25 protein-coding genes are annotated in these 25,636 nt (G+C 71.1%); 13 read left to right on the top strand and 12 right to left on the bottom strand.

Annotation, left to right across the window (positions count from 1 at the left end; translation table 11 throughout):
* Position 1 precedes the first annotated feature (1 nt).
* From OG782_RS21355 to OG782_RS21375, 5 genes are all read left to right on the top strand, one after another.
* Positions 2-1,954: an acetyl/propionyl/methylcrotonyl-CoA carboxylase subunit alpha gene (locus OG782_RS21355; RefSeq protein WP_406453310.1), complete on the top strand. Its 1,953-nt coding sequence runs from the start codon at positions 2-4 to the stop codon at positions 1,952-1,954.
* Positions 1,951-3,111 carry an acyl-CoA dehydrogenase family protein gene (locus OG782_RS21360; protein WP_406453312.1) on the top strand — a complete coding sequence of 387 codons (1,161 nt, stop codon included), beginning with the start codon at positions 1,951-1,953 and terminating at the stop codon, positions 3,109-3,111. Before OG782_RS21355 ends, OG782_RS21360 begins: the two co-directional genes overlap by 4 nt.
* A 373-nt stretch (positions 3,112-3,484) precedes the next feature.
* The gene (locus tag OG782_RS21365; protein ID WP_406453314.1) at positions 3,485-5,122 is read left to right on the top strand and encodes a 4-coumarate--CoA ligase family protein; all 1,638 of its coding nucleotides are present in this window, start codon (positions 3,485-3,487) and stop codon (positions 5,120-5,122) included.
* Positions 5,119-5,853 carry an enoyl-CoA hydratase family protein gene (locus OG782_RS21370; protein ID WP_406453316.1) on the top strand — a complete coding sequence of 245 codons (735 nt, stop codon included), beginning with the start codon at positions 5,119-5,121 and terminating at the stop codon, positions 5,851-5,853. The genes OG782_RS21365 and OG782_RS21370 overlap by 4 nt, the downstream gene beginning before the upstream one ends.
* Positions 5,841-6,419: a TetR/AcrR family transcriptional regulator gene (locus OG782_RS21375; RefSeq protein WP_406453318.1), complete on the top strand. Its 579-nt coding sequence runs from the start codon at positions 5,841-5,843 to the stop codon at positions 6,417-6,419. The genes OG782_RS21370 and OG782_RS21375 overlap by 13 nt, the downstream gene beginning before the upstream one ends.
* Positions 6,420-6,429: 10 nt before the next feature.
* On the opposite strand, the gene OG782_RS21380 is transcribed toward OG782_RS21375, so the two are convergent.
* Positions 6,430-7,050, bottom strand: a complete 621-nt coding sequence (locus OG782_RS21380) for an RloB family protein (RefSeq protein ID WP_406453320.1) — start codon at positions 7,048-7,050, stop codon at positions 6,430-6,432.
* Positions 7,034-8,314, bottom strand: coding sequence for an ATP/GTP-binding protein (locus tag OG782_RS21385; RefSeq protein WP_406453322.1), 1,281 nt, complete (start codon positions 8,312-8,314; stop codon positions 7,034-7,036). Before OG782_RS21385 ends, OG782_RS21380 begins: the two co-directional genes overlap by 17 nt.
* Before the next feature lie 153 nt (positions 8,315-8,467).
* Between OG782_RS21385 and OG782_RS21390 the strand changes: the two genes are divergently transcribed.
* Together OG782_RS21390 and OG782_RS21395 are read left to right on the top strand one after the other, a co-directional pair.
* Positions 8,468-9,010 (top strand): GNAT family N-acetyltransferase, encoded by a 543-nt coding sequence (locus tag OG782_RS21390; RefSeq protein ID WP_406453324.1) that lies wholly within the window; start codon positions 8,468-8,470, stop codon positions 9,008-9,010.
* A gap of 51 nt (positions 9,011-9,061) precedes the next feature.
* Positions 9,062-9,565, top strand: coding sequence for a GNAT family N-acetyltransferase (locus OG782_RS21395; RefSeq protein WP_406453326.1), 504 nt, complete (start codon positions 9,062-9,064; stop codon positions 9,563-9,565).
* Between the two features lie 117 nt (positions 9,566-9,682).
* Here the strand turns inward: OG782_RS21395 and OG782_RS21400 are convergent, their stop codons facing one another.
* Positions 9,683-10,480 carry a DsbA family protein gene (locus tag OG782_RS21400; protein ID WP_406453328.1) on the bottom strand — a complete coding sequence of 266 codons (798 nt, stop codon included), beginning with the start codon at positions 10,478-10,480 and terminating at the stop codon, positions 9,683-9,685.
* Between the two features lie 82 nt (positions 10,481-10,562).
* Positions 10,563-11,516: a MarR family transcriptional regulator gene (locus OG782_RS21405; protein ID WP_406453330.1), complete on the bottom strand. Its 954-nt coding sequence runs from the start codon at positions 11,514-11,516 to the stop codon at positions 10,563-10,565.
* Positions 11,517-12,123: 607 nt separating this feature from the next.
* On the opposite strand from OG782_RS21405, the gene OG782_RS21410 reads away from it, so the two are divergent.
* The gene (locus OG782_RS21410; RefSeq protein WP_406453332.1) at positions 12,124-12,711 is read left to right on the top strand and encodes a hypothetical protein; all 588 of its coding nucleotides are present in this window, start codon (positions 12,124-12,126) and stop codon (positions 12,709-12,711) included.
* 170 nt (positions 12,712-12,881) lie between these two features.
* Entirely contained in the window at positions 12,882-13,235 is a 354-nt protein-coding gene (locus OG782_RS21415; protein WP_406453334.1) for a beta/gamma crystallin domain-containing protein, read from the top strand.
* A gap of 129 nt (positions 13,236-13,364) precedes the next feature.
* Here OG782_RS21415 and OG782_RS21420 read toward each other — a convergent pair whose 3' ends face one another.
* The 4 genes from OG782_RS21420 to OG782_RS21435 form a co-directional block, all read right to left on the bottom strand.
* On the bottom strand, positions 13,365-14,009 hold the full coding sequence (locus OG782_RS21420) for a hypothetical protein (protein WP_406453336.1): 645 nt from the start codon (positions 14,007-14,009) through the stop codon (positions 13,365-13,367).
* Positions 14,010-14,236: 227 nt separating this feature from the next.
* Entirely contained in the window at positions 14,237-14,641 is a 405-nt protein-coding gene (locus tag OG782_RS21425) for a type II toxin-antitoxin system VapC family toxin (RefSeq protein ID WP_406453338.1), read from the bottom strand.
* Positions 14,638-14,874 carry a FitA-like ribbon-helix-helix domain-containing protein gene (locus OG782_RS21430; RefSeq protein ID WP_327709548.1) on the bottom strand — a complete coding sequence of 79 codons (237 nt, stop codon included), beginning with the start codon at positions 14,872-14,874 and terminating at the stop codon, positions 14,638-14,640. Before OG782_RS21430 ends, OG782_RS21425 begins: the two co-directional genes overlap by 4 nt.
* 55 nt (positions 14,875-14,929) lie before the next feature.
* Positions 14,930-16,039, bottom strand: coding sequence for a citrate synthase 2 (locus OG782_RS21435; protein ID WP_406453340.1), 1,110 nt, complete (start codon positions 16,037-16,039; stop codon positions 14,930-14,932).
* Positions 16,040-16,261: 222 nt separating this feature from the next.
* Here OG782_RS21435 and pdxH point away from each other — a divergent pair, with 222 nt between their 5' ends.
* Entirely contained in the window at positions 16,262-16,894 is a 633-nt protein-coding gene (pdxH, locus tag OG782_RS21440; RefSeq protein ID WP_406459185.1) for a pyridoxamine 5'-phosphate oxidase, read from the top strand.
* 356 nt (positions 16,895-17,250) lie between these two features.
* The gene (locus OG782_RS21445; RefSeq protein WP_406453342.1) at positions 17,251-18,693 is read left to right on the top strand and encodes a PAS domain-containing protein; all 1,443 of its coding nucleotides are present in this window, start codon (positions 17,251-17,253) and stop codon (positions 18,691-18,693) included.
* 232 nt (positions 18,694-18,925) lie between these two features.
* Here the strand turns inward: OG782_RS21445 and OG782_RS21450 are convergent, their stop codons facing one another.
* Positions 18,926-19,681: an SIS domain-containing protein gene (locus OG782_RS21450; RefSeq protein ID WP_406453344.1), complete on the bottom strand. Its 756-nt coding sequence runs from the start codon at positions 19,679-19,681 to the stop codon at positions 18,926-18,928.
* A gap of 208 nt (positions 19,682-19,889) precedes the next feature.
* On the opposite strand from OG782_RS21450, the gene OG782_RS21455 reads away from it, so the two are divergent.
* A complete protein-coding gene (locus OG782_RS21455) occupies positions 19,890-20,582 on the top strand; it encodes a metal-dependent transcriptional regulator (RefSeq protein ID WP_406453346.1) in 693 nt (230 codons plus the stop codon).
* A gap of 747 nt (positions 20,583-21,329) precedes the next feature.
* Positions 21,330-22,223 (top strand): alpha/beta fold hydrolase, encoded by an 894-nt coding sequence (locus OG782_RS21460; RefSeq protein WP_406459187.1) that lies wholly within the window; start codon positions 21,330-21,332, stop codon positions 22,221-22,223.
* 93 nt (positions 22,224-22,316) lie between these two features.
* On the opposite strand, the gene OG782_RS21465 is transcribed toward OG782_RS21460, so the two are convergent.
* Genes OG782_RS21465 through OG782_RS21475 form a run of 3 tightly spaced genes read right to left on the bottom strand, consistent with a single transcriptional unit; the run spans position 22,317 to position 25,492 of the window.
* Positions 22,317-23,969 carry a transporter gene (locus OG782_RS21465; RefSeq protein ID WP_406453348.1) on the bottom strand — a complete coding sequence of 551 codons (1,653 nt, stop codon included), beginning with the start codon at positions 23,967-23,969 and terminating at the stop codon, positions 22,317-22,319.
* Positions 23,966-24,796 (bottom strand): ABC transporter ATP-binding protein, encoded by an 831-nt coding sequence (locus OG782_RS21470; RefSeq protein WP_406453350.1) that lies wholly within the window; start codon positions 24,794-24,796, stop codon positions 23,966-23,968. Before OG782_RS21470 ends, OG782_RS21465 begins: the two co-directional genes overlap by 4 nt.
* A gap of 39 nt (positions 24,797-24,835) precedes the next feature.
* A complete protein-coding gene (locus OG782_RS21475; protein ID WP_406459189.1) occupies positions 24,836-25,492 on the bottom strand; it encodes a bifunctional DNA primase/polymerase in 657 nt (218 codons plus the stop codon).
* Between the last annotated feature and the right edge of the window lie 144 nt (positions 25,493-25,636).

The raw sequence follows: 25,636 nt of genomic DNA on the forward strand, positions 1-25,636 counted from the left end.
CATGATCAGCACCCTCCTTGTCGCCAACCGGGGCGAGATCGCCTGCCGGATCTTCCGCACCTGCCGCGCGCTCGGCATCGCCACCGTCGCCGTGTACTCCGACGCGGACGCCGACGCCCTGCACGTACGGGAGGCAGACACCGCCGTACGGCTGCCGGGGGCCGCGCCCGCCGACACGTATCTGCGCGGCGACCTCGTCGTCGCGGCCGCCCTCGCGGCGGGCGCCGACGCCGTCCACCCCGGGTACGGCTTCCTCTCCGAGAACGCGGGCTTCGCCGCAGCCGTGCAGGACGCGGGGCTCACCTGGGTCGGTCCGCCGGTCAAGGCCATCGAGCTCATGGCGTCCAAGACCCGGGCCAAGGAACTGATGGCCGCCGCCGGGGTTCCGCTGCTCGCCCCCGTGGACCCGGCGGCCGCGACCGCCGACGACCTGCCGCTGCTGCTCAAGGCGGCGGCGGGCGGCGGCGGCCGCGGGATGCGGATCGTCAGGGAACTGAGCGAGCTGCCGGGCGAGTTGACGGCCGCGGCGGCCGAGGCGCTGTCCGCCTTCGGGGACGGCGAGGTGTTCGCCGAGCCGTACGTGGAGCGCGGCCGGCACGTCGAGGTCCAGATCATGGCCGACGAACATGACGGCGTCTGGGCGCTCGGCACCCGTGACTGCTCACTCCAGCGCCGCCACCAGAAGGTCATCGAGGAGGCCCCCGCGCCCGGCCTCGACGACGCGCTCCGCGACCGGCTGCGCGATGCCGCCACCGCCGCCGCGCGGGCCGTCGGCTACCGGGGCGCCGGCACCGTCGAATTCCTGGTCACCGCCGACGGCCGGCCGTACTTCCTGGAGATGAACACCCGCCTCCAGGTCGAACACCCCGTCACCGAAGCGGTGTTCGGCGTCGACCTCGTGGCGCTTCAGGTGCGGATCGCGGAGGGCGAACCCCTGCCGTCCCCCGAACCGCAGCAGCCCGCCGGGCACGCCGTCGAGGCCCGGCTCTACGCCGAGGACCCCGCCCGTGACTGGCAGCCACAGACCGGAGCACTGCTCACACTCGATGTGCCGGACGAGCCCGGACTGCGCGTGGACACCGGATACACCGGCGGCGACACCATCGGCGTGCACTACGACCCGATGCTCGCCAAGGTCATCGCCCACGCCCCCACCCGCACCGAAGCCGTACGCCTCCTCGCCCGCGCCCTGGAACGCGCCCGCATCCACGGCCCGGTCACCAACCGCGAGCTGCTCGTACGCTCCCTGCGCCACCCCGACTTCATGGCCGCCCGCCTCGACACCGGCTTCTACGACCGGCACCTCGCGGAGCTGACCGCCGCACCCGGCGAGGCGGCCGTACGGCTGGCCGCCACCGCCGCCGCCCTCGCCGAGGCGACCCGTAACGCCACCGCCCCCACCGCGGGCGTCGCCCGCTTCGGCGCCTGGCGCAACCTGCCCTCGCAGCCCCGGCTCAGGCGCTACCGCAGCGAACCGGACGGCCGCGAGTACGAGATCACCTACCGCACCACCCGCGACGGCGTGGCCGCCGACACCGAGGGCGTACGTGTCGTCTCCGCGCACCGCGGCCGCGTCACCCTCGAATCCGGCGGCGTCACACGGCACTTCGACGTCCTCGGCCACGACGGCCGGCTCTACGTGGACACCGCCGCCGGTCCGTACACCTTCACCGCCCTGCCCCGCTTCACCGATCCCACCGAACGCACCGAACCCGGCTCCCTGCTCGCCCCGATGCCCGGCACCGTCGTACGCCTCGCGGACGGCCTCGCGCCCGGGTCCGCCGTCGAGGCCGGGCAGCCGCTGATCTGGCTGGAGGCGATGAAGATGGAACACCGCATCCTCGCCCCCGCCTCCGGCACGCTCACCGCCCTGCACGCCGCACCCGGCCTCCAGGTGGAGGTCGGCGCCCTGCTCGCCGTCGTCACTGACGCACAGGAGGAACCGAACGCATGAGCACCGTCCTCGAAACCGAAGAGCACCAGGCCCTGCGCGCAGCCGTCGCCGCCCTCGGAAAGCGATTCGGGCGCGACTACATGACCTCCGTCGTCCGTGACGGCGCCCACCCCCGTGAGCTGTGGGCCGAGGCCGCGAAGCTCGGCTACCTCGGCGTGAACCTCCCCGAGGAGTACGGCGGCGGAGGCAGCGGAATGGCCGAACTCTCCATCGTGCTGGAGGAGTTGGGGGCCGCAGGTTCACCGCTGCTGATGATGGTCGTCTCGCCCGCCATCTGCGGCACCGTCATAGCCCGCTTCGGCACCGAGGCCCAGAAGCGGCAGTGGCTGCCCGGCCTCGCCGACGGCAGCCTCACCATGGCCTTCGGTATCACCGAACCCGACGCAGGCTCCAACTCCCACCGGATCACCACCACCGCGCGCCGCGACGGCGAGGGATGGATCCTCACCGGGCGCAAGGTCTTCGTCTCCGGCGTCGACATCGCCGACGCCACCCTCATCGTCGGCCGCACCGAGGACGCCAGGTCCGGCAAGCTGAAGCCCTGCCTGTTCATCGTCCCGCGCGAGGCCCCCGGCTTCCAGCGGTCGCAGATCGACATGGAACTCCAGGCCCCGGAGAAGCAGTTCGAACTCGTCCTGGACGACGTACACCTGCCCGCCGACGCGCTCGTGGGCGACGAGGACGCCGGGCTCCTCCAGCTCTTCGCCGGACTGAACCCCGAACGCATCATGACCGCCGCCTTCGGCATCGGCATGGGCCGCTACGCCCTCGGCCGCGCGGTCGAGTACGCGAAGACCCGCCAGGTGTGGAAGGAACCCATCGGCGCCCACCAGGCCATCGCCCACCCCCTCGCCCAGGCCCACATCGAGCTCGAACTGGCCCGGCTGATGATGCAGAAGGCCGCCCGGCTCTACGACGACGGCGACGACATCGGCGCGGGCGAGGCCGCGAACATGGCGAAGTACGCCGCCGGAGAGGCCTGCGTCCGGGCCGTCGACCAGGCCGTGCACACCCTCGGCGGCAACGGCCTCACCCGCGAGTACGGTCTCGGCTCCCTGATCACCGCGTCCCGGGTGGCCAGGATCGCGCCGGTCAGCCGGGAAATGATCCTGAACTACGTATCCCATCAGTCCCTGGGTCTCCCCAAGTCGTACTGACAGACGACATTCTGTCTCTCCACACCGTGCAGGGCCCGCCCCTCCGCGATTCAGGGGGGCGGCCCCGGCCACGGCACCGCACGCCACGTCTCGGCACAACGGGTCCTCACCCGCCACGTCTCGGCTCAACAAGTCCTCACCCGCCACGTCTCGGCACAACGGGTTCTCACCCGCCACGTCTCGGCACAACGGGTTCTCACCCGCCACGTCTCGGCACAACGGGTTCTCACCCGCCACGTCTCGGCGCACCAAGTCCTCACACGCCACGTCTCCGTACGCCAGGTCTTCACCCGCCACGTCTCCACGCGCCGTACGGGACCGGCTCCACCCGCCGCCTCGCCCTCGCCAGTCCGCATCGAAGGGACCTCCCGCCATGGTGCACGTGTTCCGGAGCGACTACCCCGACGTCCAGCCACTCGACACGGCCATCCACGACGCGGTCCTGGGCCGTGCCACCGCGGAGTTCGGCGACAACGTCGCCCTGATCGACGGAACGGACGACACCAGCCGGCTCACCTACCGGCAGCTCGACGCCTTCCACCGCAGGATCGCCGCAGGGCTCGCCGCCGCCGGGCTGGCCAAGGGCGACGTCCTCGCCCTGCACAGCCCCAACACCATCGCCTACCCGGCCGTCTTCTACGCCGCCACCCGGGCCGGCGCCACCGTCACCACGGTGCACCCGCTGGCCACGGCCGAGGAGTTCGCCAAGCAGCTCCGCGACTGCGCCGCCCGCTGGATCGTCACCGTCTCCCCGCTCCTGGCCACGGCACGCCGGGCGGCCGAACTCGTCGGCGGAATCCAGGAGATCTTCGTCTGCGACCAGGCGGACGGACACACTTCCATCCTCGACATGGTGTCGACGACCGCCCCCGAACCGGTGGTCACCTTCGACCCCGCGCAGGACATCGCCGCCCTCCCGTACTCCTCCGGCACCACCGGCGTCCCCAAGGGCGTCATGCTCACCCATCGCTCCATGGCCACCAACCTGGAGCAGCTCAGCCCCTTCATCCCCATGGGTACCGGCCACCGCATCCTGGCCGTCCTGCCCTTCTTCCACATCTACGGGCTCACCGCCCTGATGAACGCACCCCTGCGCACCGGCGCCACCGTCGTCGTCCTGCCGCGCTTCGACCTCGCCCAGTTCCTCGCCGCGATCGAGACGCACCGCATCAACGGCCTGTACGTGGCCCCGCCGATCGTGCTGGCCCTCGCCAAGCACCCGGTCGTCGACCGCTACGACCTGTCCTCGCTGGAGTACATCGTCAGCTCCGCCGCCCCGCTCGACGCGGAACTCGCGGCCGCCTGCTCCCGCCGCCTCGGACTGCCTCCGGTGCGCCAGGCCTACGGGATGACGGAACTCTCGCCCGGCACCCATGTCGTCCCGCTCGCCGCCGAGAACCCGCCGCCCGGAGCCGTCGGCACCCTGCTGCCCAGCACCGAGATGCGCATCGTCGCCCTCGACGCCCCGGGCGAGGACGCCGGGACCGGCACCGACGGCGAGATCCTGATCCGCGGACCCCAGGTCATGAAGGGATACCTGGGCCGCCCCGACGCCACCGCCGCGATGATCGACGGCGACGGCTGGCTGCACACCGGCGACATCGGCCGCGTCGACGAGGACGGCTGGCTGTTCGTCGTCGACCGGGCCAAGGAACTCATCAAGTACAAGGGCTACCAGGTCGCCCCCGCCGAACTGGAGGCGCTGCTGCTCGGCCACGAGGCGATAGCCGACGCCGCCGTCATCGGCGTGCACGACGCGGACGGCAACGAGGTGCCCAAGGCCTGCCTGGTCCGCGGCCCGTCCGTCGCCCCCGAGGACCTGACCGCCGACGACGTCATGGCGTGGGTCGCCGAACGCGTCGCCCCGTACAAGAAGGTCCGGCGCGTCGAATTCATCGACGCCGTACCGCGCGCCGCCTCCGGCAAGATCCTGCGCCGCGAACTGCGCGACCGCGAGAAGTCCGGCCCGCATGGCCCGCATGGCCCGCATTCCGAGGAGAAGACCGCATGACGCTCGCCGCCCCCACCCACGACCGGGGCATCACCACCCTCACGCTCGACTCCCCGGCCAACCGGAACGCCCTGAGCGCAGGGCTCGTCGCCGGGCTGGCCGAGGCCCTCGACGCCTGCGCGGCGGACGAAACCGTACGGGCGGTGGTCCTCACCCACACCGGCAACACGTTCTGCGCGGGCGCCGACCTGAGGGCACCGGCCGACCCGCACGCCTTCGTCTCCCTCATGCGGCGGATCATCACGCTCCCCAAACCGGTCGTCGCCCGGGTCACCGGCCACGTCCGGGCCGGCGGCCTCGGCCTCCTCGCCGCCTGCGACATCTCGGCGGCGGGCCCCGACTCCTCCTTCGCCCTCACCGAATCCCGCCTCGGCCTCGCCCCCGCCGTCATCTCCCTGCCCCTGCTGCCCCGCCTGGACCCCCGCGCGGCATCCCGCTACTACCTCACCGGGGAACGCTTCGACGCCACGGAAGCCGCCAGAACCGGCTTCGTGAGCATCGCCGCCGACGACGTGGACAAGGCGCTCGTACCGGTACTCGACGGACTGCGCAGGGCCTCCCCCCAGGGGCTGGCCGCGTCGAAGGAGCTGGTCACGGCTAGTGTGCTGGAGAGTTTCGACCAGTACGCCGAAGACCTCATCGCCCGTTCCGCGGCACTCTTCGCCTCCGCCGAGGCCCGGGAGGGGATGACGGCCTTCCTCGAACGACGGGACCCCGCATGGCGGCTCTGACCCCACCCAAGCAGGACCGCAGCCGCGCCACCCGCCAACGGCTGCTGGAAGCCGCGGTGGCCTGCCTGGCCGATCACGGCTGGGCGGGCTCCACGGTCTCCGTCGTCGCCGAACGCGCAGGCGTCTCCCGCGGCGCCGCCCAGCACCACTTCCCGACCCGCGAGGACCTGTTCACCGCAGCCGTCGAGTACGTCTCCGAAGAACGCTCCGCCGCCCTGCGCGCCGTCCCCGACCAGGACCGCGCCGCAGTCGTCGCCGCCCTCGTCGACCTCTACACCGGCCCGCTCTTCCGCGCCGCGCTCCAACTCTGGGTCGCCGCCTCCAACGAGGAACAGCTCCGCCCCCGCGTCACCGAACTCGAAGCCCGCGTCGGCCGCGAGACCCACCGCATAGCCGTCACCCTGCTCCGCGCCGACGAGTCCGTACCCGGCGTACGGGAAACGGTCCAGGGCCTCCTCGACATGGCCCGCGGCCTGGGCCTGGCCAACGTCCTCACCGACGACACGGTGCGCCGGGGGAGGGTCGTGGCGCAGTGGGCGGCGATGATCGACGGGGCGCTGGGGTGAGGGGCGGCGCTTACGCCGGGCCACCGATGGCGAGTGCCAGTCTCCACATACCTGTGGACGGGTTCACTTCCCGCTCCTTGCCCTCCGGAGCCAGCTTCTTCGCGCGGCGGACCGCCTCGCGCCAGCCGTCTTCGTAGTGGCGGAAGACGAGTCCCGTCTTGGAGTAGCCGCCCGGGGTGTGCTTGTTCAGGATCGGCACGAGTTGGTCGTACGAGCGCGCGTGCCTGCGGTGATCGGTGAAGTGCAGCAGCAGCCACACCTCGAAGCACGGGTTCGACAGTGCGACGCCGATGCCGTTGAGCTCGGCTTCGCGCAAGGCTTGATCGAGGTCGGTGAACTCGTCGACGTCCAGGACGCACCACACCTCGTCGTACTCGTCCTTGGCCGCTGCAAACAGCTTCGCCGCATGCGCGACGACTTGGGACGGAGCCTTGGGATGCTTGACGATCTTGACCGATACGGCCGGATTCCGGGCAGCGTTCTTGAGTCCTTGCACGTACGCGTGCTCGGTCACTTCAGCGCCGCATACGACCAGTAATCGCAGCCGGGCGGCACGGAGTCCCGTTCTCCTTTCGAGCCGGGACTCGAAGGACGGGCGCTTGCGGCCGCCCGGCTTAGGCTGTCTCGCCATGCTCGTCCCCCCGGGCTGCCAGTGCCTTGGTGAAGCTCTCGTCGATGAACGGCACCCCGCCGTAGCTGCCGCCCAGATAGCGGCGCTCGTGGTTCTCGCCGGTGCGGGGCTTGAACTCCGACAGGGCGATCAGGCGGGTCTCCCCGTGTCGCTCCTTCTCCACGAACCACACCTGGTCCCGCTTGAGAATGTCCTCGCCGTCCACGCGGCCGAGCAGGCTGGCATCGTGGGAGGTGAAGATCAGTTGCGCGGCGCGCGGATTCGTCTCCGGGTCCTGGAAGAGCCTGATGAGCCGGGTGGTGAGCAGCGGGTGAAGACTGGAGTCGATCTCGTCGACGATGAACGTGCCCCCTCGCTGCAGTACGGACAGGAATCGCGGGGCCTGTTCCAGTAGCGCTCTGGTGCCTGCGGACTCCTCGTGGAGTTCCATGCGGACCACGCCTGACCGCCCGCGGTGGCCGAACCACGGGCGCACGAACTCGCGTGGCCCTCTCTCCTCCAGCCTGGCGAGTTCGCGCTGGGGCACCCGTCCGCCGTACAGCCGGCGCAGGGCGTCCTCGTCCATGACCTGACGCTCGGTGCCGTACTCCTCGATCCCCAGGTCTGCCGAGCGCAGGAGCGCCAAGAGTTCGGCAACGTCCGGCACCTGGACCGCGGGGGCTCCCAGCGGGGGCCGTGCGCGGCCCCCGCCGAACCTCAGACCCGTCGCGAACCAGTCGTAGACCGGGCGGAAGTCCTCCTGCTTGGAACGCGCGGCCATGGTCAGGAACAGCACATTGGGCTCGGTGATGTTCTCGACCAGTTCGAGTTCACGCCTGGCCTGCGAATCGCCTGGATGGACATCCCCGTCAGGGCGCTCGAAGATCCTGCGCTTCTTACCGAGCGGGTAGCTGTACAGCCATTCGTCGACCACGCGCTCGTCATCGACGCTGAAGCCGTACGTGTAGCGGACCTCATCCAGCAGGAGGTCCACCACATACCAGGAGGGCTCGTCGGCTGCTGCGGCATCCAGGCGGAACACGCTGCGGGTGATGCCGTCGCCGGGCTCCGCGTCGCGATGCGAATTCAGAACCATCCGGGCCATGTACTCCAGCGCGCCGACAAGGTTCGACTTGCCGGCGGCGTTGGCGCCGAAGAGGCCCACCACGGGGACCGCGGCCCAGTCCGTACCCGGAGGGCGGTCCGCGTCGTACGCGGGGTGGAGCTGGAGTTCTTGTTCCTCGCGGATCGAACGATGATTGGCCACTCGAAAGTTCAGCAGCACGTGCGACCTCCCCTCGGTGATTTCAGGCTTATGTGAGCAAGTGAATCGCGCGATGAGGGGTCTGGCAACCGCTCCCGACTGATTTCATCCAGTTCACGCGTGCCCCGGATACGCTTTTCCCGTCCAGAACACAGGCCAGGGAGGCCCCGCACCATGAGCAGCACCACGTCACCCTTTCCCGACCGTATCGAGCTGACGGGGGAGGGCCTCGTCCTGCGTGACTGGACCGAGGGGGACGTGGCCGCGATGCCGGATCTGTTCGACCACCCGGACACCGCGTACTGGACACCGCTCGTCTCCCCCTTCGACGAAGCGGCCGCCCGCGCCCGGCTGGACAAGGCCCGGCAGCTGCGGGCTCAGGGCACGACCATCATGCTCGCCATCACCACCGACGGCGGCGCCCCGCTCGGCGAGGTGATGCTGCGGCGCGCCCCCGAGGGCACGGAGCTCGGTTACGCGGTCGGCCCGGCCCACCGCGGCCAGGCGCTGGCCGCGCGGGCGGTGCGGGTGATGGCGGCGTACGCCTTCGAGGAGCTGGACGTGGAGAGCGTGATCCTGGAGCTGGAGGCCGAGAACTCCGCCAGCGTCGCGGTGGCCACCGCCACCGGTTTCAGCCTGCTCGACGTGCCGCTGATCGAGGGCGAGGAGAAGGGGCGGCCGTACGTCCTGCAGACATGGGGGCTCAACCGTCCCTGACGCGAACGGGGCGCATGATTCGGGAAAGTCCGTGGGGGGCAGGGGCGGGGCATGACCACGTACGGGACGATGTCGTTCCACCTGGAGACCGAGCGGCTGATACTGCGGCCGTGGGCCGAGTCGGACACTGCCGAGCTGCGTGCCCTTCGCGCCGAACGCGGCGAGGGGACAAGCACGTTCGAGTACACCCGGTCGCTCATCGCGAAGCTGCTCACCGCGACGGAGACGACAGGGATCGCCCTGCTGCCCATCGAGCGCCGCGATGAGGGTGACTTCATCGGCTACTGCGGACTGATCATCGGCCGCTCCACCCTGGAGGAGCCCGAGATCGCGTACGAGCTGTTCCAGCGGGTACACGGCCACGGCTACGCCACCGAGGCGGCCCGCGCGGTGCTCGACGCCGCTGCGGCTACCGGGCGGGAGCGGCTCGGGGCGACCGTCGACGCGGGTAACACACCGTCGTTCCGCGTCCTCGAGAAGCTCGGGTTCGAGCGGGACCACGTCTCCATGGAGGAGAGCGGCGAAGTGGTCTGGCTCAAGCGCTCGTTGCCGTGATGTGGGCCGGTCAGCCTTGAGCTCGATCTGGAGCGGACGGCATCACGGTCGATGGGGCCGATCACGAGACCGCTCGTAGGTTCTGGCGCCGCCCGCTCCCGCCCTCTCCCGCCCGTTTCAGGACTCGATGGCAGCGTCTTTCAACGTCTCCTTGAGAGGCTTGTACTCCGTGTCCCACGTATAGGGGTGCTCGTGGAGGTCTGTCACCAGCATGCCGAACAGTTCCTCGTCGAAGTTGGCACCGTACAGACCGCCGTCGATGCTGTGGCCGTTGACGACGATCGTGGGTGTGCCAGGCCCGATCGGATCTTCGCCGGTCTGCTGGTAGACCTGCTGGGAGGCGGTGACGAAAGAGCTGTACTTCATCGTCCTGACAGCCAGATCGAAGGCCTCGCCGCGAAGCCCCGGAACGTCCCCGGCCAGCTTCAGAAGACGCTCGGTGGTGAACCCGCCGCTGCCCTCGACGGCAGTCTGGCTCTCGAAGAGCACGGCGTGGTACTCAACGAACTTCCCCTTCTCCAGTGCGGCGCGCAGCGCGTTCACGGCTCGCTTCGAGCCGTCGCCGCCGAGCCGGTCGTCCTTGAAGGAAGCGAAGGTGTACTCGGCCTTGATCTCCCCCTTGAGCAGCAGCTTCCGGAGGCCTTCGGCGCCCGTCCGCTCGTACTCCTCGACGACGGGACACCGTGGATCCTCGTACACGTGCACCGTCGAGCGGGCTGAGGGATTCCCGACCACGATCGTCGTACCGTCCGGGGCCGACCGTTCGGGCAGTCGCTCGGCGGACGCGTAGTGGGCCGTCCCGGTCCGTGCTGCCGGACGGGCTTCCGTCGCCTCGGGCCCGCCCGGTGCGCATCCAGCGAAGGCGCCTACGAGACCTGCCGTGACAGCTGCCCGCACCGTTCTGTTGATCTTCATCGGATTCCTGTCCCTCCCCTGTGAACAGGCGGACTCTACGCCTCTGGTGGGGCACTCGCATCGGGGATTGTCCGAGGGAACCTCAGGGCGCTTTGAGCAGGTCGCGGAGTCCGGCGACGAGTGCGGTGACGTCCCGTTCGGCCGGGGGCTCGGGCGCGGGCCCGGTGCGGGGATTCGGCCGGCGGCAGGGGCGGCAGAGGCCGTCGGGGAGGGCTTCGGCGGGGCCGGGGGCGCCGCAGTCGGTGCATTCCATCATCGCGTGCGTGACGGTGGCTCCGGCCGGGGGCGGTGTGGGCGCGGTGGGCATGGCGGGCGGGAGTTTGTCCATGAGGCGGCGGCGGACGAAGCCGACGGGCGAGTCGACCCGGGCGGGAAGTCCGGCGGTGAGCGCGCCGGTCAGGTACTCGGCGTTCACGCCGCGTGCGAACCACCGCTCGGCGAGCTCTGCGAGGGCCGTGCAGTCGTCGGCGGAGAGCGTGAGCCGCGGGTCGAGGCGGCCCAGTCGGGCCAGGGCCAGGTACGCGGGCGAGGAAACCTCCGGCGCGGGCGCCGCCGCGGTGCGCTGCGGGGACACGGCAGCAGGCGGTGTGGGCTCCGTTACGGGGGTGGGCACGGTTGTCCGTACCGGAGCGGGCGTTCCCGATGTCAGGCGGTTCGCCCACCATTCGTTGTCGCGGGCGGTACGGGACCAGAAGGTGCGGAACACCCATCGCGTCTCGTCGCCGGCGCCGATCGCGCAGCGGACGCGCCGCAGGTGCCCGGCCACGGACAGGGCGGTCAGCGCGGAGGCGATGGCCTGCTGGCCGTACAACGGGATCTGTTTCGCGAGGCACTTCACGCTCATTGACGCGCCTTCGGGAAGGTGGTCGATGAACCCGGCGATGTACCGCTCGCGCAAGGGCAGCAGAGCGAAGTCATCGGGTTGGGAGGGGAGTTGGTCCGGTGCGGAACGCTTGCCGTATCCGGGCTGGGCCATCGGGTACGGGGCCGACACTGCGGACGCGGGCAGGGCGGGACTAAGGTTCTGAACAGCCACGAGATCGGGTTCCTGTTTCGTTCGATCTTGGGTCAGACCCCGGCTCGGTGCTTTCTACACCGGTCGGGGTCGCTTCGTTCTCGCACCGTAGACACTCGCGACGCTCTGTCGCAAGCCGTCACCATTAGTCATACTTGCTCGCCGTTACGGGTCGGGGAGGGCGGGGAGGTTGTACCAACCCCCTGTATTCAGTGGCCGGTTAAAAGAAGGCGCTCGGATCTCGGGGCTCGCATCTCGACGCTCGCGTCCCGGGTCTCAAGCCCCGGGCCGCCACCGTCTCCTCTTGTGCTCGAACGAGTGAACCGCCCCTCCCGAAGCTCGAAGCTCGAAGCTCGAAGCTCGAAGCTCGAAGCTCGAAGCTCGAAGCTCGAAGCTCGAAGCTCGAAGCTCGAAGCTCGAAGCTCGAAGCTCGAATCCCGAGCCCCGAGCTGCGAGTTCCGAGCCATGAGCCCCAGGGCGCCGCGCGCTCCTCCCGGACCCGGTGCGCCGGCTGGACGGCCCGCTGGAGACGAAGGGTGCGCGGGGCGCGGCGATGGAGAATGTGCCCGAGGCCGATCTCGTACCGGCCTTCACCGCACACGTCGGCCGCTGAATCACTGGGGAACCCATGGGTGACTACTTCCAGACCGTCGTCGATCTCGACGCCACCGAGCGGGATGCGCAGGAGCTCGGGGCCCGGGTCCTGGACTGGCTGATCGCGGAAGGCATCGTGGCCGCCGAGCGCACCGACTGCGTCCTGGACGGTGACGGGTACGGTCACGCCCCCGGCCCGCACTTCACCAAGGCCGTCGAGGACCCGGACCCGGTCGACCTGTGGTCCAACGGGCTCCACGTCCAGACCGGCCGTACCGTCTTCGACAGCGGCCAGGGAGACGCGGGTGCGGCCGACTGCCCGCTCTGCCGGACCGAGATCCGGCTGGTCGACGAAGCGTGGGAACCCATCGAGTCCGCCTGGGAGCCCTTCAAGGGGCGGTTCCACGACTGGGCCGAGGGTGGGGGCGAAGGGATCGTGCACTGCCCGTCCTGCGGCGGCTCGTCAGGCATCGACCGGTGGAGCTGGGAGGACGACTACTACGCCTGCGGGCAGCTCGGGTTCACGTTCTGGGGCTGGGCGGAACTCAGCTCCGGCTTCGTCGGGGACCTGGGCCGCAAGCTGGGCGGCCATCGCACCGTGGTCCTCAGGGGGAAGCTGTAGGGGCGGGTCGAAAGTCACCGAAGGGGCAAACGGTCCCAACACCCCTATCTGGACATTTAGGGTCCCTTTCAGGACTGAGAGTTGCGGATGGTTGCCGTGCGTGACCGCCTTGCGGGATCTTCGTAGAGCACGAGCACAAGCACGAGCAAGAGCAACTGCAAGGGGAACTTGTGATCTCGAAGACGAAGAGGGCTGCCCGTTCCGTGGGCTTCGCCATTGCCGCCACCGCAGCGGTCACGATGGTCATGCCCATGAGCAACGCCGCCGCCATCGACCACGTCGAGTGCCGTGGCGGGGAGGACTTCCTGAAGGTCTGGTCCCACCTGGACGGCCAGGACAGTGTGGACTGCTATGCCAACAAGGGGCGCACCGGCTTCGGCGGCTGGTGGGTCGACCGCATTTCCACGGGCAACAACGACCTCATCTACTACGACGTGAACGGCGACTCGGTGCGCATCGACCGGTGGACCGACATCACGTTCCCGAACAACCCGCCGCGGGTCAAGGACATCGAAATCCTCTGATCCTCGTCGCGTGATTCCCTTCGCGGCTGTCCATTCGGGCCCGCATGCCGGGGCCTGGAAGCGGATGGCCGTCGGCCGGGCATGTCGTCAAGGACGAGATGCCCGGCGCGCGGACGCGGGAATGGGTGGTCAGTTGGTCCAGATGACCGGGCTGTCGCTGTACGCGTCACCCTCTTCGAACGAGGCGGCCGCGATGGGTGAGGTCTTCGTGGCGGTGAGCGAGCAGGTCTCGTACGACGCGCCCTTGGTGGTGAACTCGCTCGGCGCCGACTCGCTGTCGCACTTGCCCGGGAGGTCGCCTATCAGGATGACGCCCGTGGGGGCGCCGCCTTCCAGCTGGCCGCGCAGCCTCAGTGACGAGTACGCCAGGTCGGTGCCGCCGACGTTCTCGACCTTCATCCGGATGTAGTACGGCGTCATGCCCTTCGCCTTCGCGCCGAATGCGGCCATGTCGGCCTCGACGCCCTTCTCGATCGCCGTGACAGTCACGGCGACGGTGCCCTTCTTCTCGGTCCCGTACTTGAACGGGAGGACCGCTCGGTCACCGACCTTGAGCTTGGTGCCCGGTGCGGCGACGTCACCACCGGCCGGAGCGGGAGCGTCGTCACTGGGGTCCGGGGACGGGCTCTCGCTGCCCGGGTCGGACGATGCCGGGGCGGATACCGAGGGCGAGTCCTGTGCCGACGGCAAGTCCTCACCGTCATTGCAGGCCGTGAGCCCGAGCCCCAGGGCGGTGAGGGCGACGGCGGAGATGATGCGTCCCTTGTGCGTCATTTTGACCTAACTGGCAGTGAGGGCTGCCTCCTGCGACAGCCGGAACGTGCATGACGCATCTCAGGTTGAGGCGGGAATGACACAGGCGTGCCACAGGAATGCGACGGGTACGGCACGGCTCGGCTCGGCGGGTCGTGGCTCCTGGTTGCGGCGGCCTTCGCGCCCTCGGACGGGCCGCGCGACGGTGCCGGCCGTCAGCCGGGCGCACCCGTTCGGTCCGTCGGGTGTCAGTCGTTGCGCAGGTTGCGCACCGCGCAATAGGGGCCGGGGGTTTGGGCGAACTTGCGGTCAACCGTGACCAGTTCGGCGCCGAGGGCCTCAGCGAGGGCTACGTAGGCGGCGTCATGGGGCCACATGTTGTGACGTAGCTGCCAGATGCGCGGGAGCAGCGGTGCGTGGTCGTACCGGTGCAGTTGCATGCGGCCGAGCAGATCGATCGCACGGGCCGCTTCGTCCTCGGGGAGTTTCTTGGCGTGGGCCAGCCTGCGCAGCACCGACACGCATTCCAGGTCCACCGCGTGCGGTGCCGCCAGGCGGCACCCTGTCGTGTGGGCTCGGACGCGCTCGGCAAGATCGTCCGAGCCCACGAGGAACTCCACCAGGGCGGATGTGTCCAGTACCAGGACGGTCATCCACGGGCCTCGCGCATCTGGCCGATGGCCTCAGAGATGTCGTCGGCGGTGACCTGTCCACGCGCGGCTATGGCGCGGGCCTGCTCGGCGGCCTCCTCGGGGGTCAATAGTGCGGCCTCACCTGTCAGTAGCTGGAGGAGATACGCCTGTAGCGACTGGCCGGATCGGGCTGCGCGGACCTTGAGTGTGGTCACTGTTTCGTCCGGAACCTCGCGTACATGAATGACTGCCATGCAAGCATTTTAGTCCCGTCGCAAGCGGTTCGGCTCCACTTCCGTCCCGATTCGGTCAGTTCCCCAGAGCCGCCAGCTGATCGAACCCGGCGATCTCCCGCGGACTCCGCGTCCCCGGCCCGATGTACTTCGCCGAGGGCCGCACCAGACGCCCCGTCCGCTTCTGCTCCAGGATGTGCGCCGACCAGCCCGCCGTACGCGCACACGTGAACATCGACGTGAACATGGGCGCCGGGACCTCGGCGAAGTCCAGCATGATCGCCGCCCAGAACTCCACGTTCGTCGCCAGCACCCGGTCCGGGCGCCGCGCGTGCAGCTCCTCCAGCGCGGCCTTCTCCAGCGCCTGAGCCACCTCGAACCGCGGGGCGCCCAGCTCCTGGGCGGTCCGTCGCAGGACGCGCGCCCGTGGGTCCTCGGCCCGGTAGACCCGGTGCCCGAAGCCCATCAGCCGCTCACCCTTGTCCAGGGCCTTCTTCACGTACGCGGTGGCGTCCCCGGTCCGCTCGATCTCCTCGATCATGCCGAGTACGCGGGACGGTGCGCCGCCGTGCAGCGGGCCCGACATCGCGCCCACCGCGCCGGACAGCGCGGCGGCCACGTCGGCGCCGGTCGAGGCGATGACGCGGGCGGTGAACGTCGAGGCGTTCATGCCGTGCTCGGCGGCCGAGGTCCAGTACGCGTCGACGGCCTTCACATGCCGGGGATCCGGCTCACCGCGCCAGCGGATCATGAACCGCTCGACCACGGAACCCGCCTTGTCGATCTCGCTCTGCGGGACCATCGGCCGCCCCTGCCCGCGCGCGGACTGGGCGACGTACGACAGCGCCATGACGGCGGCCCGCGCCAGGTCCTCCCGTGCGGTCTCCTCGTCGATGTCCAGCAGCGGCTTCAGGCCCCACACGGGCGCGAGCATCGCCAGCGCGGACTGCACGTCCACGCGGATGTCACCGGAGTGCACCGGGATCGGGAACGGTTCGGCCGGCGGCAGGCCGGGGTTGAACGCCCCGTCCACCAGCAGTCCCCACACATTGCCGAACGACACATGGCCGACGAGATCCTCGATGTCGACGCCTCGGTACCGCAGCGAACCGCCCTCCTTGTCGGGTTCGGCGATCTCCGTTTCGAACGCGACGACTCCTTCGAGTCCGGGTACGAAGTCGGACATCAGGCGGCTCCCTCGGTCGGCGGCTGCGGGCGGGCCCCAGGGCCCACCCAAGATACTGGCGGGTTCCGACGTGACCGGGAAGCGTGACATCCGGCACAGGGCTTCCCCGTCGCACACGTATCGCTGGCGGACCTCCTCGTCCGGCGGACGCGGCCGCTGCGGCAGGATGACCCCGTGCCCACCGCAGACTCCTCCTCCGATTCCACCACCGATCCGGCCGCGATGCGCGAGCAGTACCGGTCCGAAGCCTTCGACGAGGCCGGTCTCGCCGCCGATCCGATGCAGCAGTTCGCCCGCTGGTTCCGGCAGGTCGCCGCCGGCGGCATGCTCCACGAGCCGAACGCCATGGTGGTGTCCACGGCGACCCCCGAGGGCCGGCCGTCCTCCCGAACGGTGCTGCTGAAGATGTACGACGAGCGCGGCTTCGTCTTCTTCACCAATTACGAGTCCCGCAAGGGCCGCGAACTGGCCGCCAACCCGCACGTCTCGCTGCTCTTCCCCTGGCACCCCCTGGCCCGCCAGGTCATCGTCACCGGCACCGCGTCCCGGGTCGCCCGCGAGGAGACGGTCGCCTACTTCCGCACCCGTCCCCACGGCTCCCAGCTCGGCGCCTGGGCCAGCGACCAGTCGGCGGTGATCGGTTCACGTCAGGAGCTCAGCGACCGCTACGAGGATCTGTCGGCCCGCTACCCGGAGGGCGAACAGGTCCCCGTGCCCCCGCACTGGGGCGGATTCCGCGTCGTCCCCGAGACGATCGAGTTCTGGCAGGGCCACGAGAACCGCCTCCACGACCGGCTGCGGTACGTCCGGGAGGCCGGGGACGCCGCGTGGCGCGTCGAGCGGCTGTGCCCGTGACGCACACCCCCGGACACGCAGAAACCCGCAGGCTCTGGTCCCTCCTTGCGGAGGGGTCGGCCGGACTTACCGGCGAGCCTGCGGGTCGGTGACTGCTTGGGATTGGCCGATGACCGGCCTGCACTGCAAAGAGCGCGACAACGGGCGTCAGCCCGCAGTCACCTCACGAGTCCGAGAAGAAATCACTTCCGGAACACCTCCTTTCTGCGTGTAGCAGCAGCTTAGGAACGGCCCGCGGGCCGCACAACCGAATTATCGGGAGACCGATTTCGGTGAAGTCGCTGTGTGCTGGGTCACGTTCGAGTTCAATGGTCTGACGTGCAGCAATGCCGGACACGTCCTGCGGGGGGTACGGGATGAGTGCTTCCAGGAGCAGTGGAACCACTGACGCGCTGGGGCCCGAGGAGGGTCCGGAGGGCGAGCCCGGGGCAGCTGCGGGACCCGTACCGGGGGCGATCGCCGGGGCGGAGCTGCTGGCGGCCCTCCTCGACGGGATGGACGCCGCCCTCTGCGCCTTCGACGCGGACGGCACCGTCACCCACTGGAACCGCGAGGCCGAGCGGATCCTCGGCTGGTCCGCCGAGGAGGCCGTCGGACGGCCCGGGTTCGCCGGGTGGGCCGTGCGGCGGGCGGACGCGGGCGAGGTGCAGGGGCGGCTGATGGCCGTCATGGACGGGCCCGGACGCCAGGTGCACGAGTTCGCGCTGCTGCGCAAGGACGGCGGGCGGGTGCTCGTGCGCACCCAGTCGGCCGGGGTGCGGGGCGCGGACGGGAAGCCCGCCGGGGTGTACTGCGCCTTCAGCGAGGTCCACGCGCAGATCGATCTGGAGCGGGCCATCGCGCTGAGCGAGGCGCTGTTCGAGGACGCGTCGTGGGGTGTGGTCCTCGTCGACGTGGACCTGCGGCCGACCGTCGTCAACGCGCACGCGGCCCGCGCCCTGGGCGGCGGTCGTACGACGCTGCTGGGGCGGCCGCTCGGTGAGCTGATCGCGCAGGGTGTGGAGGAGCTGGAGGGCGCGCTCCAGCACGTCCTGGCCGAGGGCGCCCCGCCCGCCCCGGCCGAGCTGTGGGTGACCCTGCGGGGCGGCGAGGGCGACCGGCGGCGCTGCTGGCACAGCGGCTTCCTGCGGCTGGCCTCGCCGCTCGCGGAGGAGCCGGTGCCGCTGGGCGTCGGCTGGGTGTTCCAGGACGTCACGGCGGCGAAACTGGCGGCGCAGGAGGCGGACCGGGTGCGCTTCCGCTCGAACCAGCTGCACCGGGCCTCGCGGACGGCCGCCGAGTGCGAGGACCCGATGGAGGCGGCGACGTCGTCGCTGGACTACGCGCTGGCGGGGTTCGCCGACCATGCGCTGATCGACCTGCTGGCGGGGGAGCGGCTGGTACGGGCCGCGGCCACGCCGTCCGACGAGCCGGGCCCGTGCCTGCCGGTGACCGGCGGTGGCATCCCGCTGCGGTACGTACCGGGCCACCCGGCCCTCCAGGCGGTGGACCGCACGGGTTCGGTACGGGCCTCGGCGGGGTCCGGGACGGCTCGGGCGGGCGGGGAGTGGGCGACCGAGCGCCGATGGCCGGCCGACTCGGTGCACGCGCTGTGCGTGGTGCTGCGGAGCCGGGGACGGACCCTGGGCGTGGTGACGTTCCTGCGCTCCTCCCACCGCGCCGCCTTCGAGCGCCCCGACGCGGTGTACGCGGAGAGCGTGGCCGACCGCGTGGCGGCGTCGGTGGACCTGCACCGAGCGGTGAACTCCGGCCCGCCCCGTCCCGGCCCGTCCGGCCATCCCAGCCCGTCCGGCGCTTGAACGCCGGGCGGACCCGCCGGCCCAGCGGTCGGCCCCTCAGACCGCCCCGGCCCGTCCGGCCATTCCAGCCCGTCCGGCGTTTGAGGACGGAACCGCCGCTGGGGCGGGCGGTCACCCCTCGGCCGCAGGGGCCCGGTTCCAGCCCGTCCGGCGCTTGAGGACGGACCGGGCCCCCGTATCCCCGCACCCCACACTCCGCACCCCGCGCACCGGCCGCCCGCGGCCGCCCCGCTCAGTGCCGGTAGAAGATCCGGTCCGCGTACTGCGTCATCACGCGGCCGTTCCACTCATGGCCACCGTCGACGTTCCCCGACCGCAGCAGCGGCGGCTCCACGCCCCGCTCCAGCAGACCCTCCGCCGCGGCCGCCATCATCGCCTGCATCACCGCACTGGTGACCACCGTCGACGCGGGCGCGAACGGCGCCTCGATGCCGTCGACGTCCAGCTCCGCGTCGCCGATCGCGATCTTGCTGTCGAGGACGATGTCGCAGTGGTCCCGCAGGAACCCGCCCGAGCTGTGCCGGGAGCGGGTCTCCTCCGCGTACGCGACCGAGGTGACACCGATGACCTTCAGGCCCAGCGCCCGCGCGTTCAGTGCCATCTCCACGGGCAGCGCGTTGCGCCCGGACAGCGAGATGATCACGAGGACGTCGCCCGCCTTCGCCGGGCTGGAGTCGAGGACCGCGCCCGCGAGGCCGTCCACCCGTTCCAGCGCCGAGCCCAGGGTCGCCGGCATGACGTCGACCCCGAGGGCGCCGGGAACGGCCAGCAGGTTCATCAGGGCGAGGCCGCCCGCACGGTAGACGACGTCCTGGGCGGCGAGCGAGGAGTGCCCGGCGCCGAACGCGAAGAGCCGGCCACCGGCCGCGACGGTGTCGGCGATCGCGGCACCGGCGGCCGCGATGTTGCCGGACTCCTCGTCGCGTACACGCTCCAGCAGGCCGATCGCTGCGTCGAAGAACTGACCGGCCAGCTTGCTTTCGCTCATCGAGGAGGGCCTTTCAGGCGAGGTGTGGGGTGTCCATGGGGCGTCCGTACCGCCGATCACGTTGCGGTCTGGACCAGTGACATGTCAATACCGCCGGGCCCGCCGCGGCACTCCCGCGCGTACCTCGTTCGGACGGCGAGGCACGGTTGTCGGCGCTATGCGTCAGAATTGGGTCAGGGCCAGCGCACGATTGCATCGAGGGGCACGAATGTCCGGACTGATCGACACAACGGAGATGTATCTCCGCACCATCCTCGAACTCGAAGAGGAAGGCGTGGTCCCCATGCGCGCCCGGATTGCGGAACGGCTGGACCAGAGCGGTCCGACGGTCAGCCAGACGGTGGCGCGCATGGAGCGCGACGGGCTGGTGCAGGTCGCGGGCGACCGGCATCTGGAGCTGACCGAGGAGGGCCGCCGGCTGGCGACCCGGGTGATGCGCAAGCACCGCCTCGCCGAGTGCCTGCTCGTCGACGTGATCGGCCTGGAGTGGGAGCAGGTCCACGCCGAGGCGTGCCGCTGGGAGCACGTGATGAGTGAGGCGGTGGAGCGGCGGGTTCTGGAGCTGCTGCGCCACCCGACGGAGTCGCCGTACGGGAATCCCATCCCGGGCCTGGAGGAGCTGGGCGAGAAGGCCGAGGCCGACCCGTTCCTGGACGAGGGCATGGTGAGCCTGTCGGAGCTCGACCCGGGCGCCGAGGGCAAGACGGTGGTGGTCCGCAGGATCGGTGAGCCGATCCAGACGGACGCCCAGCTGATGTACACGCTGCGGCGGGCGGGTGTGCAGCCCGGTTCCGTGGTCAGCGTGACGCAGTCGCCCGGCGGGGTGCTGGTCGGCAGCAGCGGTGAGGCGGCGGAGCTGGACTCCGACGTCGCCTCGCACGTGTTCGTGGCCAAGCGGTAGGGCCTCGGGGCCCGGCCTGATCCGGGTGCCGAGCGGAAGGGCCCCCTGAGCCCGGCCCGATCCGGGTGCCGGACCGAGGACTCCCCGGGCGCCGGCGGCTGTTGCCGCCGGCGCCCGGTTTCTCTTTTCCGTCCGGAATTGCAGCGCCCGGACGGATCGCGTGCCAGGCTGTGGCTGAGGGATACCTGAGAGTGCCGGCCGCCGGGCCGCGCGGTCGGGGAGGGGAGCAGGGAATGCGCCCGTCGCACTGGCAGGTCGGGCCTGCGCACCGGGAGACGGCTTCAGCGCTGCCGCAGGCCCTGCCCGCGGACGCCGTTCCGGTGGCGCGAGCGGCGCTCTTCCGGCCTTCGCCCTTCCGGCCTTCGCCCTTCCGGCCTTCGCTCTCCCGACCGGTGCTCTCAAGGCTCCCGGCGCATGCGCCGCTGACGGGCGCCGCGGTGCCCGCAACCGCGCTGCGGACCGGCTCCGGAACGATGGATGGCCCCGGCGCCGCAAGGCGCCGGGGCCTGTCCTCCCCTGTTCCGACCTGGAGCCCCGAGCTCTCGAGGTCGGTTCCCGCGAGCCCTCATCCCCGAGTGACTCGCCTCCCGGAGAAGATCTCCCCTCCGCGGCCGGCGTCAATCCTTGGAAGCAGTCACTCGAACGAGCGGTGTTGGGTGCCGGAACCCGGTTTTCGAATAAAGGTTCGATAGTCTGGCTGACGCGACCACAGGGTGATCGAGGGACCTGAAGGGGGTGCCAGAACATATGGTGCGGCGCATCGATGTGACCGGAACCGGCGGCGTACGCCTTGCGGCCTGGGAGTTCGCGGACCCGCCCAAGGGGCGTGCGGAAAGCGAACGCGCCCCCGGCGTCTTACTTCTCCACGGCCTGATGGGCCGGGCCTCGCACTGGGCCTCCACCACCCGCTGGCTCGCCGAGCGCCACCGGGCCGTCGGCCTCGACCAGCGCGGGCACGGCCGCAGCGAGAAGCCGGCGGACGGCCCGTACACGCGTGACGCGTATGTGGCGGACGCGGAGGCGGCGATCGAGCAGCTCGGTCTCGCCCCCGTCACCCTCGTCGGGCATTCGATGGGAGCGCTCACCGCGTGGCAGCTGGCCGCGAAGCGCCCCGACCTCGTCCGGGCCCTGGTCATCTGCGACATGCGGGCCTCCGCGCTCGGCGCGGCCTCGCAGCGGGAGTGGGAGGACTGGTTCAAGTCCTGGCCGGTTCCGTTCGCGACCCTGGCCGACGTGCGGAAGTGGTTCGGCGAGGACGACCCCTGGGTGGAGCGTCCCAACCCGGCCCGCGGTGAGTTCTACGCCGAGGTGATGGCCGAGCGCGCCGACGGCTGGCGCCCCGTCTTCTCCCGCCGGCAGATGCTCGAGTCCCGTGCCACCTGGGTCTTCGACGCGCACTGGGAGGAGCTGGCGCAGGTCAGATGCCCGACGCTGGTGCTCCGCGGTCTGGACGGTGAGCTGGGCCGGGCGGAGGCCCAGGAGATGGTCCGGGTGCTGCCGCGCGGGCAGTACGCCGAGGTCGCCGACGCCGGCCACCTCGTGCACTACGACCAGCCGGAGGGCTGGCGCGGTGCGGTGGAACCCTTCCTCGATCAGCTCACCGAGGACGCCCGGGACGACCGGGAGCCGGTGGCTCCCTGAGGGGCGGGCGGGACGCCACCGCCCTTCCCGAGGAGCGGGCGGGGTGCCGCCGCACGACAGCACCCCGTACCCCTGTCCGTATGTCCGTATCCATCACCCCTTGCTGACCGCCGCCAGGATCTCGGGCAGTCGCTCGGCCGTGCGCGGGGCCGCGAACCGCAGCCCGGCCCAGGCGATCAGCGCTCCGTACCCGGCACCCACCGGCATCAGGAGCCACAGCCATCCCTCCGCATCGGCGAGATGCAGCCAGATCGTCAGACCGATCACGGGTGAGCACAGCAGTGCCGCCGAGACCATGCCGCCGAAGATCGAGATCCAGGCGAGCCCGGCCTGCCCGGGCGCCACGTTCTTGAACGCGCCGTCCTGCGGGATCGAGTACGGGAAGTTCGCCGAGGCCATCGCACCCGTCGCCAGCATCGCGCCCAGCAGGGCGAACGACAGCCCCATGACCCCCGGCAACGCCCCCCAGTCCCCGAGCACCGCGGCCGTCACGACCGTCACGAGGATCGTGTACGGGAGCGTGATCAGCAGCAACGCCAGCGCCCGCGCCCGCAGTTCGAGGTACGCGTCACGGGTCGAGGAGATCGTCAGGGCCACCATCCAGAAGGCGGAGGTGTCCTGGCCGAACTGGTTGTACATCTGGATGCCGAGCATCCCGGCGCCGAAGCACGCGAAGTAGACCGACCCGGTGCCCTGCACCGCGTTGAGCAGCGGCACGATCAGCCCGATCGCCAGCGCCGTCACCCAGGCGGCCTTGGTCTTCGGGTCCCGCGCGACGTACCGCAGGCTGCGCTGCATCACCGTGCCCGTGCGCCCCTCGGGGAGCAGCGCCCAGAGCCCGGAGCCGTCCCGGCCGGACCTCGTGCGGGCCGGGTCCGCGGCGGCGGACGTCGAACCGTCCGGCGCCGTCATCAGCTTCACCAGGCTGCGCTGCCACAGCCACATCAGCAGGGCCAGCGCGGCCGCGGCGAGCAGCAGCTGAACGGCGGCCCGCCCGTACGCCCCCTGGGACGCGGACTGGACCGAGCCGATGGCCGAGGCGGGCGGCAGCCAGCGCACCACCTCCGCCGCCGGGGCGAGGGCGGAGAGGCCGCCCGCCCGGCCGAGGCTCTGCACACCGAAGTTGACGCCCTGGATCCCGACCGCGATCACGAGCCCGCTGAGCACCGCCAGATCGCGGCCCTTGCGGGAGGTCAGCAGCCGGGTGTTGGCCGTTGCGACGGCCCTGGCCAGCGCGACACAGACCAGCAGCGTCAGCGGGACCGCCAGGACCGCGAACACCGCCGCACCCGCCCCATGGGCCAGTGCGATCACCGAACCGGCCGCCAGGCAGAGGGTGAACAGCGGGCCGATCCCGATCAGCGAGGACACCAGCAGCGCGATGATCAGGGGCCGGGGCCGCAGCGGCAGCATCACGAGGCGGCTCGGGTCGAGCGTCTCGTCCCCGGCGGCGAAGAAGAGCGGCATCACGGCCCAGCCGAGCGCCAGCACCGCGGCGAGCAGGACGACGAGGGAGTCCGCGTGGGCGTGGCCGCGCAGCGCGACCAGTCCGATCAGCTGTCCCGCCGCGACCAGCAGGGTGGCGGCGACGGAGGCGATGTAGACGGCCCGGCGGCCGGCCGACTGGCGCAGCCCGTTGCGCAGCAGGGTGAGCTTGAGCCGTGCGAAGACGGGGACCAGACCCGTGGAGCCGCCCGTGCCGCTCGTCCTGGGGCCGGTTCCCGCCGGGGCGTCGAGCACGCTCATCGGGCACCGCCGAGCCAGTCCAGCGCGTCACCCGTGTCGCGGCCGCCCGCGCCGACGAGTTCCAGGAAGGCGTTCTGCAGCGAGGCGGCGTCGCCGCGGACCTCGGCGAGGGTGCCCTGGGCCCGGATGGTGCCGGCCGCCATGACGGCCACCCAGTCGCAGAGCGACTCGACGAGTTCCATCACATGGCTGGAGAAGACGACGGTCGCACCGGAGCGGGTGTAGCGCTCCAGTACGCCGCGGATGGTCTGGGCCGACACCGGGTCCACGCCCTCGAACGGCTCGTCCAGGAAGAGGACCTCGGGGTTGTGCAGCAGCGCGGCAGCCAGCCCGATCTTCTTCCGCATGCCGGTCGAGTAGTCGATGACCAGCTTGTGCTGGGCGCCCGCCAGGTCCAGGACGTCCAGCAGCTGGGTGGCGCGGCTGTCCACCTCGTCGCCCGGCAGCCCGCGCAGCCGGCCCGTGTAGGCGAGGAGTTCGCGGCCGGAGAGCCGCTCGAAGAGCCGCAGGCCCTCGGGCAGGACGCCGATCCGGGACTTCACCTCGACCGGGTCGCGCCAGACGTCGCGTCCGCCGATCTCGATCCTGCCCAGGTCGGGACGGAGCAGGCCGGTGACCATGGACAGGGTGGTGGTCTTTCCCGCGCCGTTGGGCCCCACCAGCCCGATGAACTTGCCCGCGGGCAGCACCAGATCGATTCCGGCGACCGCGGTCTGCTCACCGAACCGCTTCCACAGCCCCTCCACGCGTACCGCGGGCGGCGTCGCCTGCGGTACGTCCGGCCCGACGGCCCGGTCTGCTCCGTCGGTCTCTGTCCGGTCCGGCATGATGCACGCCCTTCGAAGTCCCCGTACTTGGGGGACACCCTACGAAAGGCGTGCCCGCGCGTCGGCCGCCTCCCTGCCGCAGGCGTAGGCGAGGGGGCTGACGAGCTCCTCCACCTCGGGCAGCCAGCGGTTGGCGGTGGAGGGGCTGCGGGCCCACTGCACCGCTCCGGCCCCGCCGATCCGGGTCGGCGGGGCGGCGACGTAATGGCCCTCGCCGATGCCGTGCAGACCGATCGACGCGGCGTTCCAGCCCACCTTCCGTACGAGGCCCTCCAGCTTGGCGGCGGCGCCCGGCAGCACGAAGAACTGCATCCGGCGGTCCGGGGTACGGGTGACCGGCCCGAGCGGCAGGCTCATGCGCTCCATCCGGGCGAGCGCCAGAAAGCCGGCGGACTCCGGTACGTCGACCACGTCGAAGGCGCGTCCGGTCGGCAACAGGATGGCGGCCCTGGGGTTCTGGGTCCACATCCGGCGGGCCGCCGCGCCGCTGCCGGTCGCCCGGCCCGCCCAGTCGGCCCGGGTGGGATGGGCGCCGGGTGCGGCACAGCCGGCCTCGCCGCACGAGCACCGCTGGGCGCCGTCGGCCGGCTCCAGCCAGGTGCCGGGGCACACGTCCCAGTGCCGCTCCTCCGCGTATCGCACAGCGGCGTCGAGCAGTTGCTCGGCACGCTGCTGGGGGACCTGCGCGGCTTCCATGACTCCGATGGGCTCTTCCACGCCCAGCACAACTCCCGCCGCCACCTGGGGTTACGGCTGTGGCGAGCGCGGTTACGGTCTGCCGATCCCGCATATGGGGCGCATCGAAGCACCGGTGGGGGCGCGCGGGAGGAGCCGTGGGGG

The sequence above is a fragment of the Streptomyces sp. NBC_00876 genome (assembly GCF_045207435.1).
GTDB lineage: Bacteria > Actinomycetota > Actinomycetes > Streptomycetales > Streptomycetaceae > Streptomyces.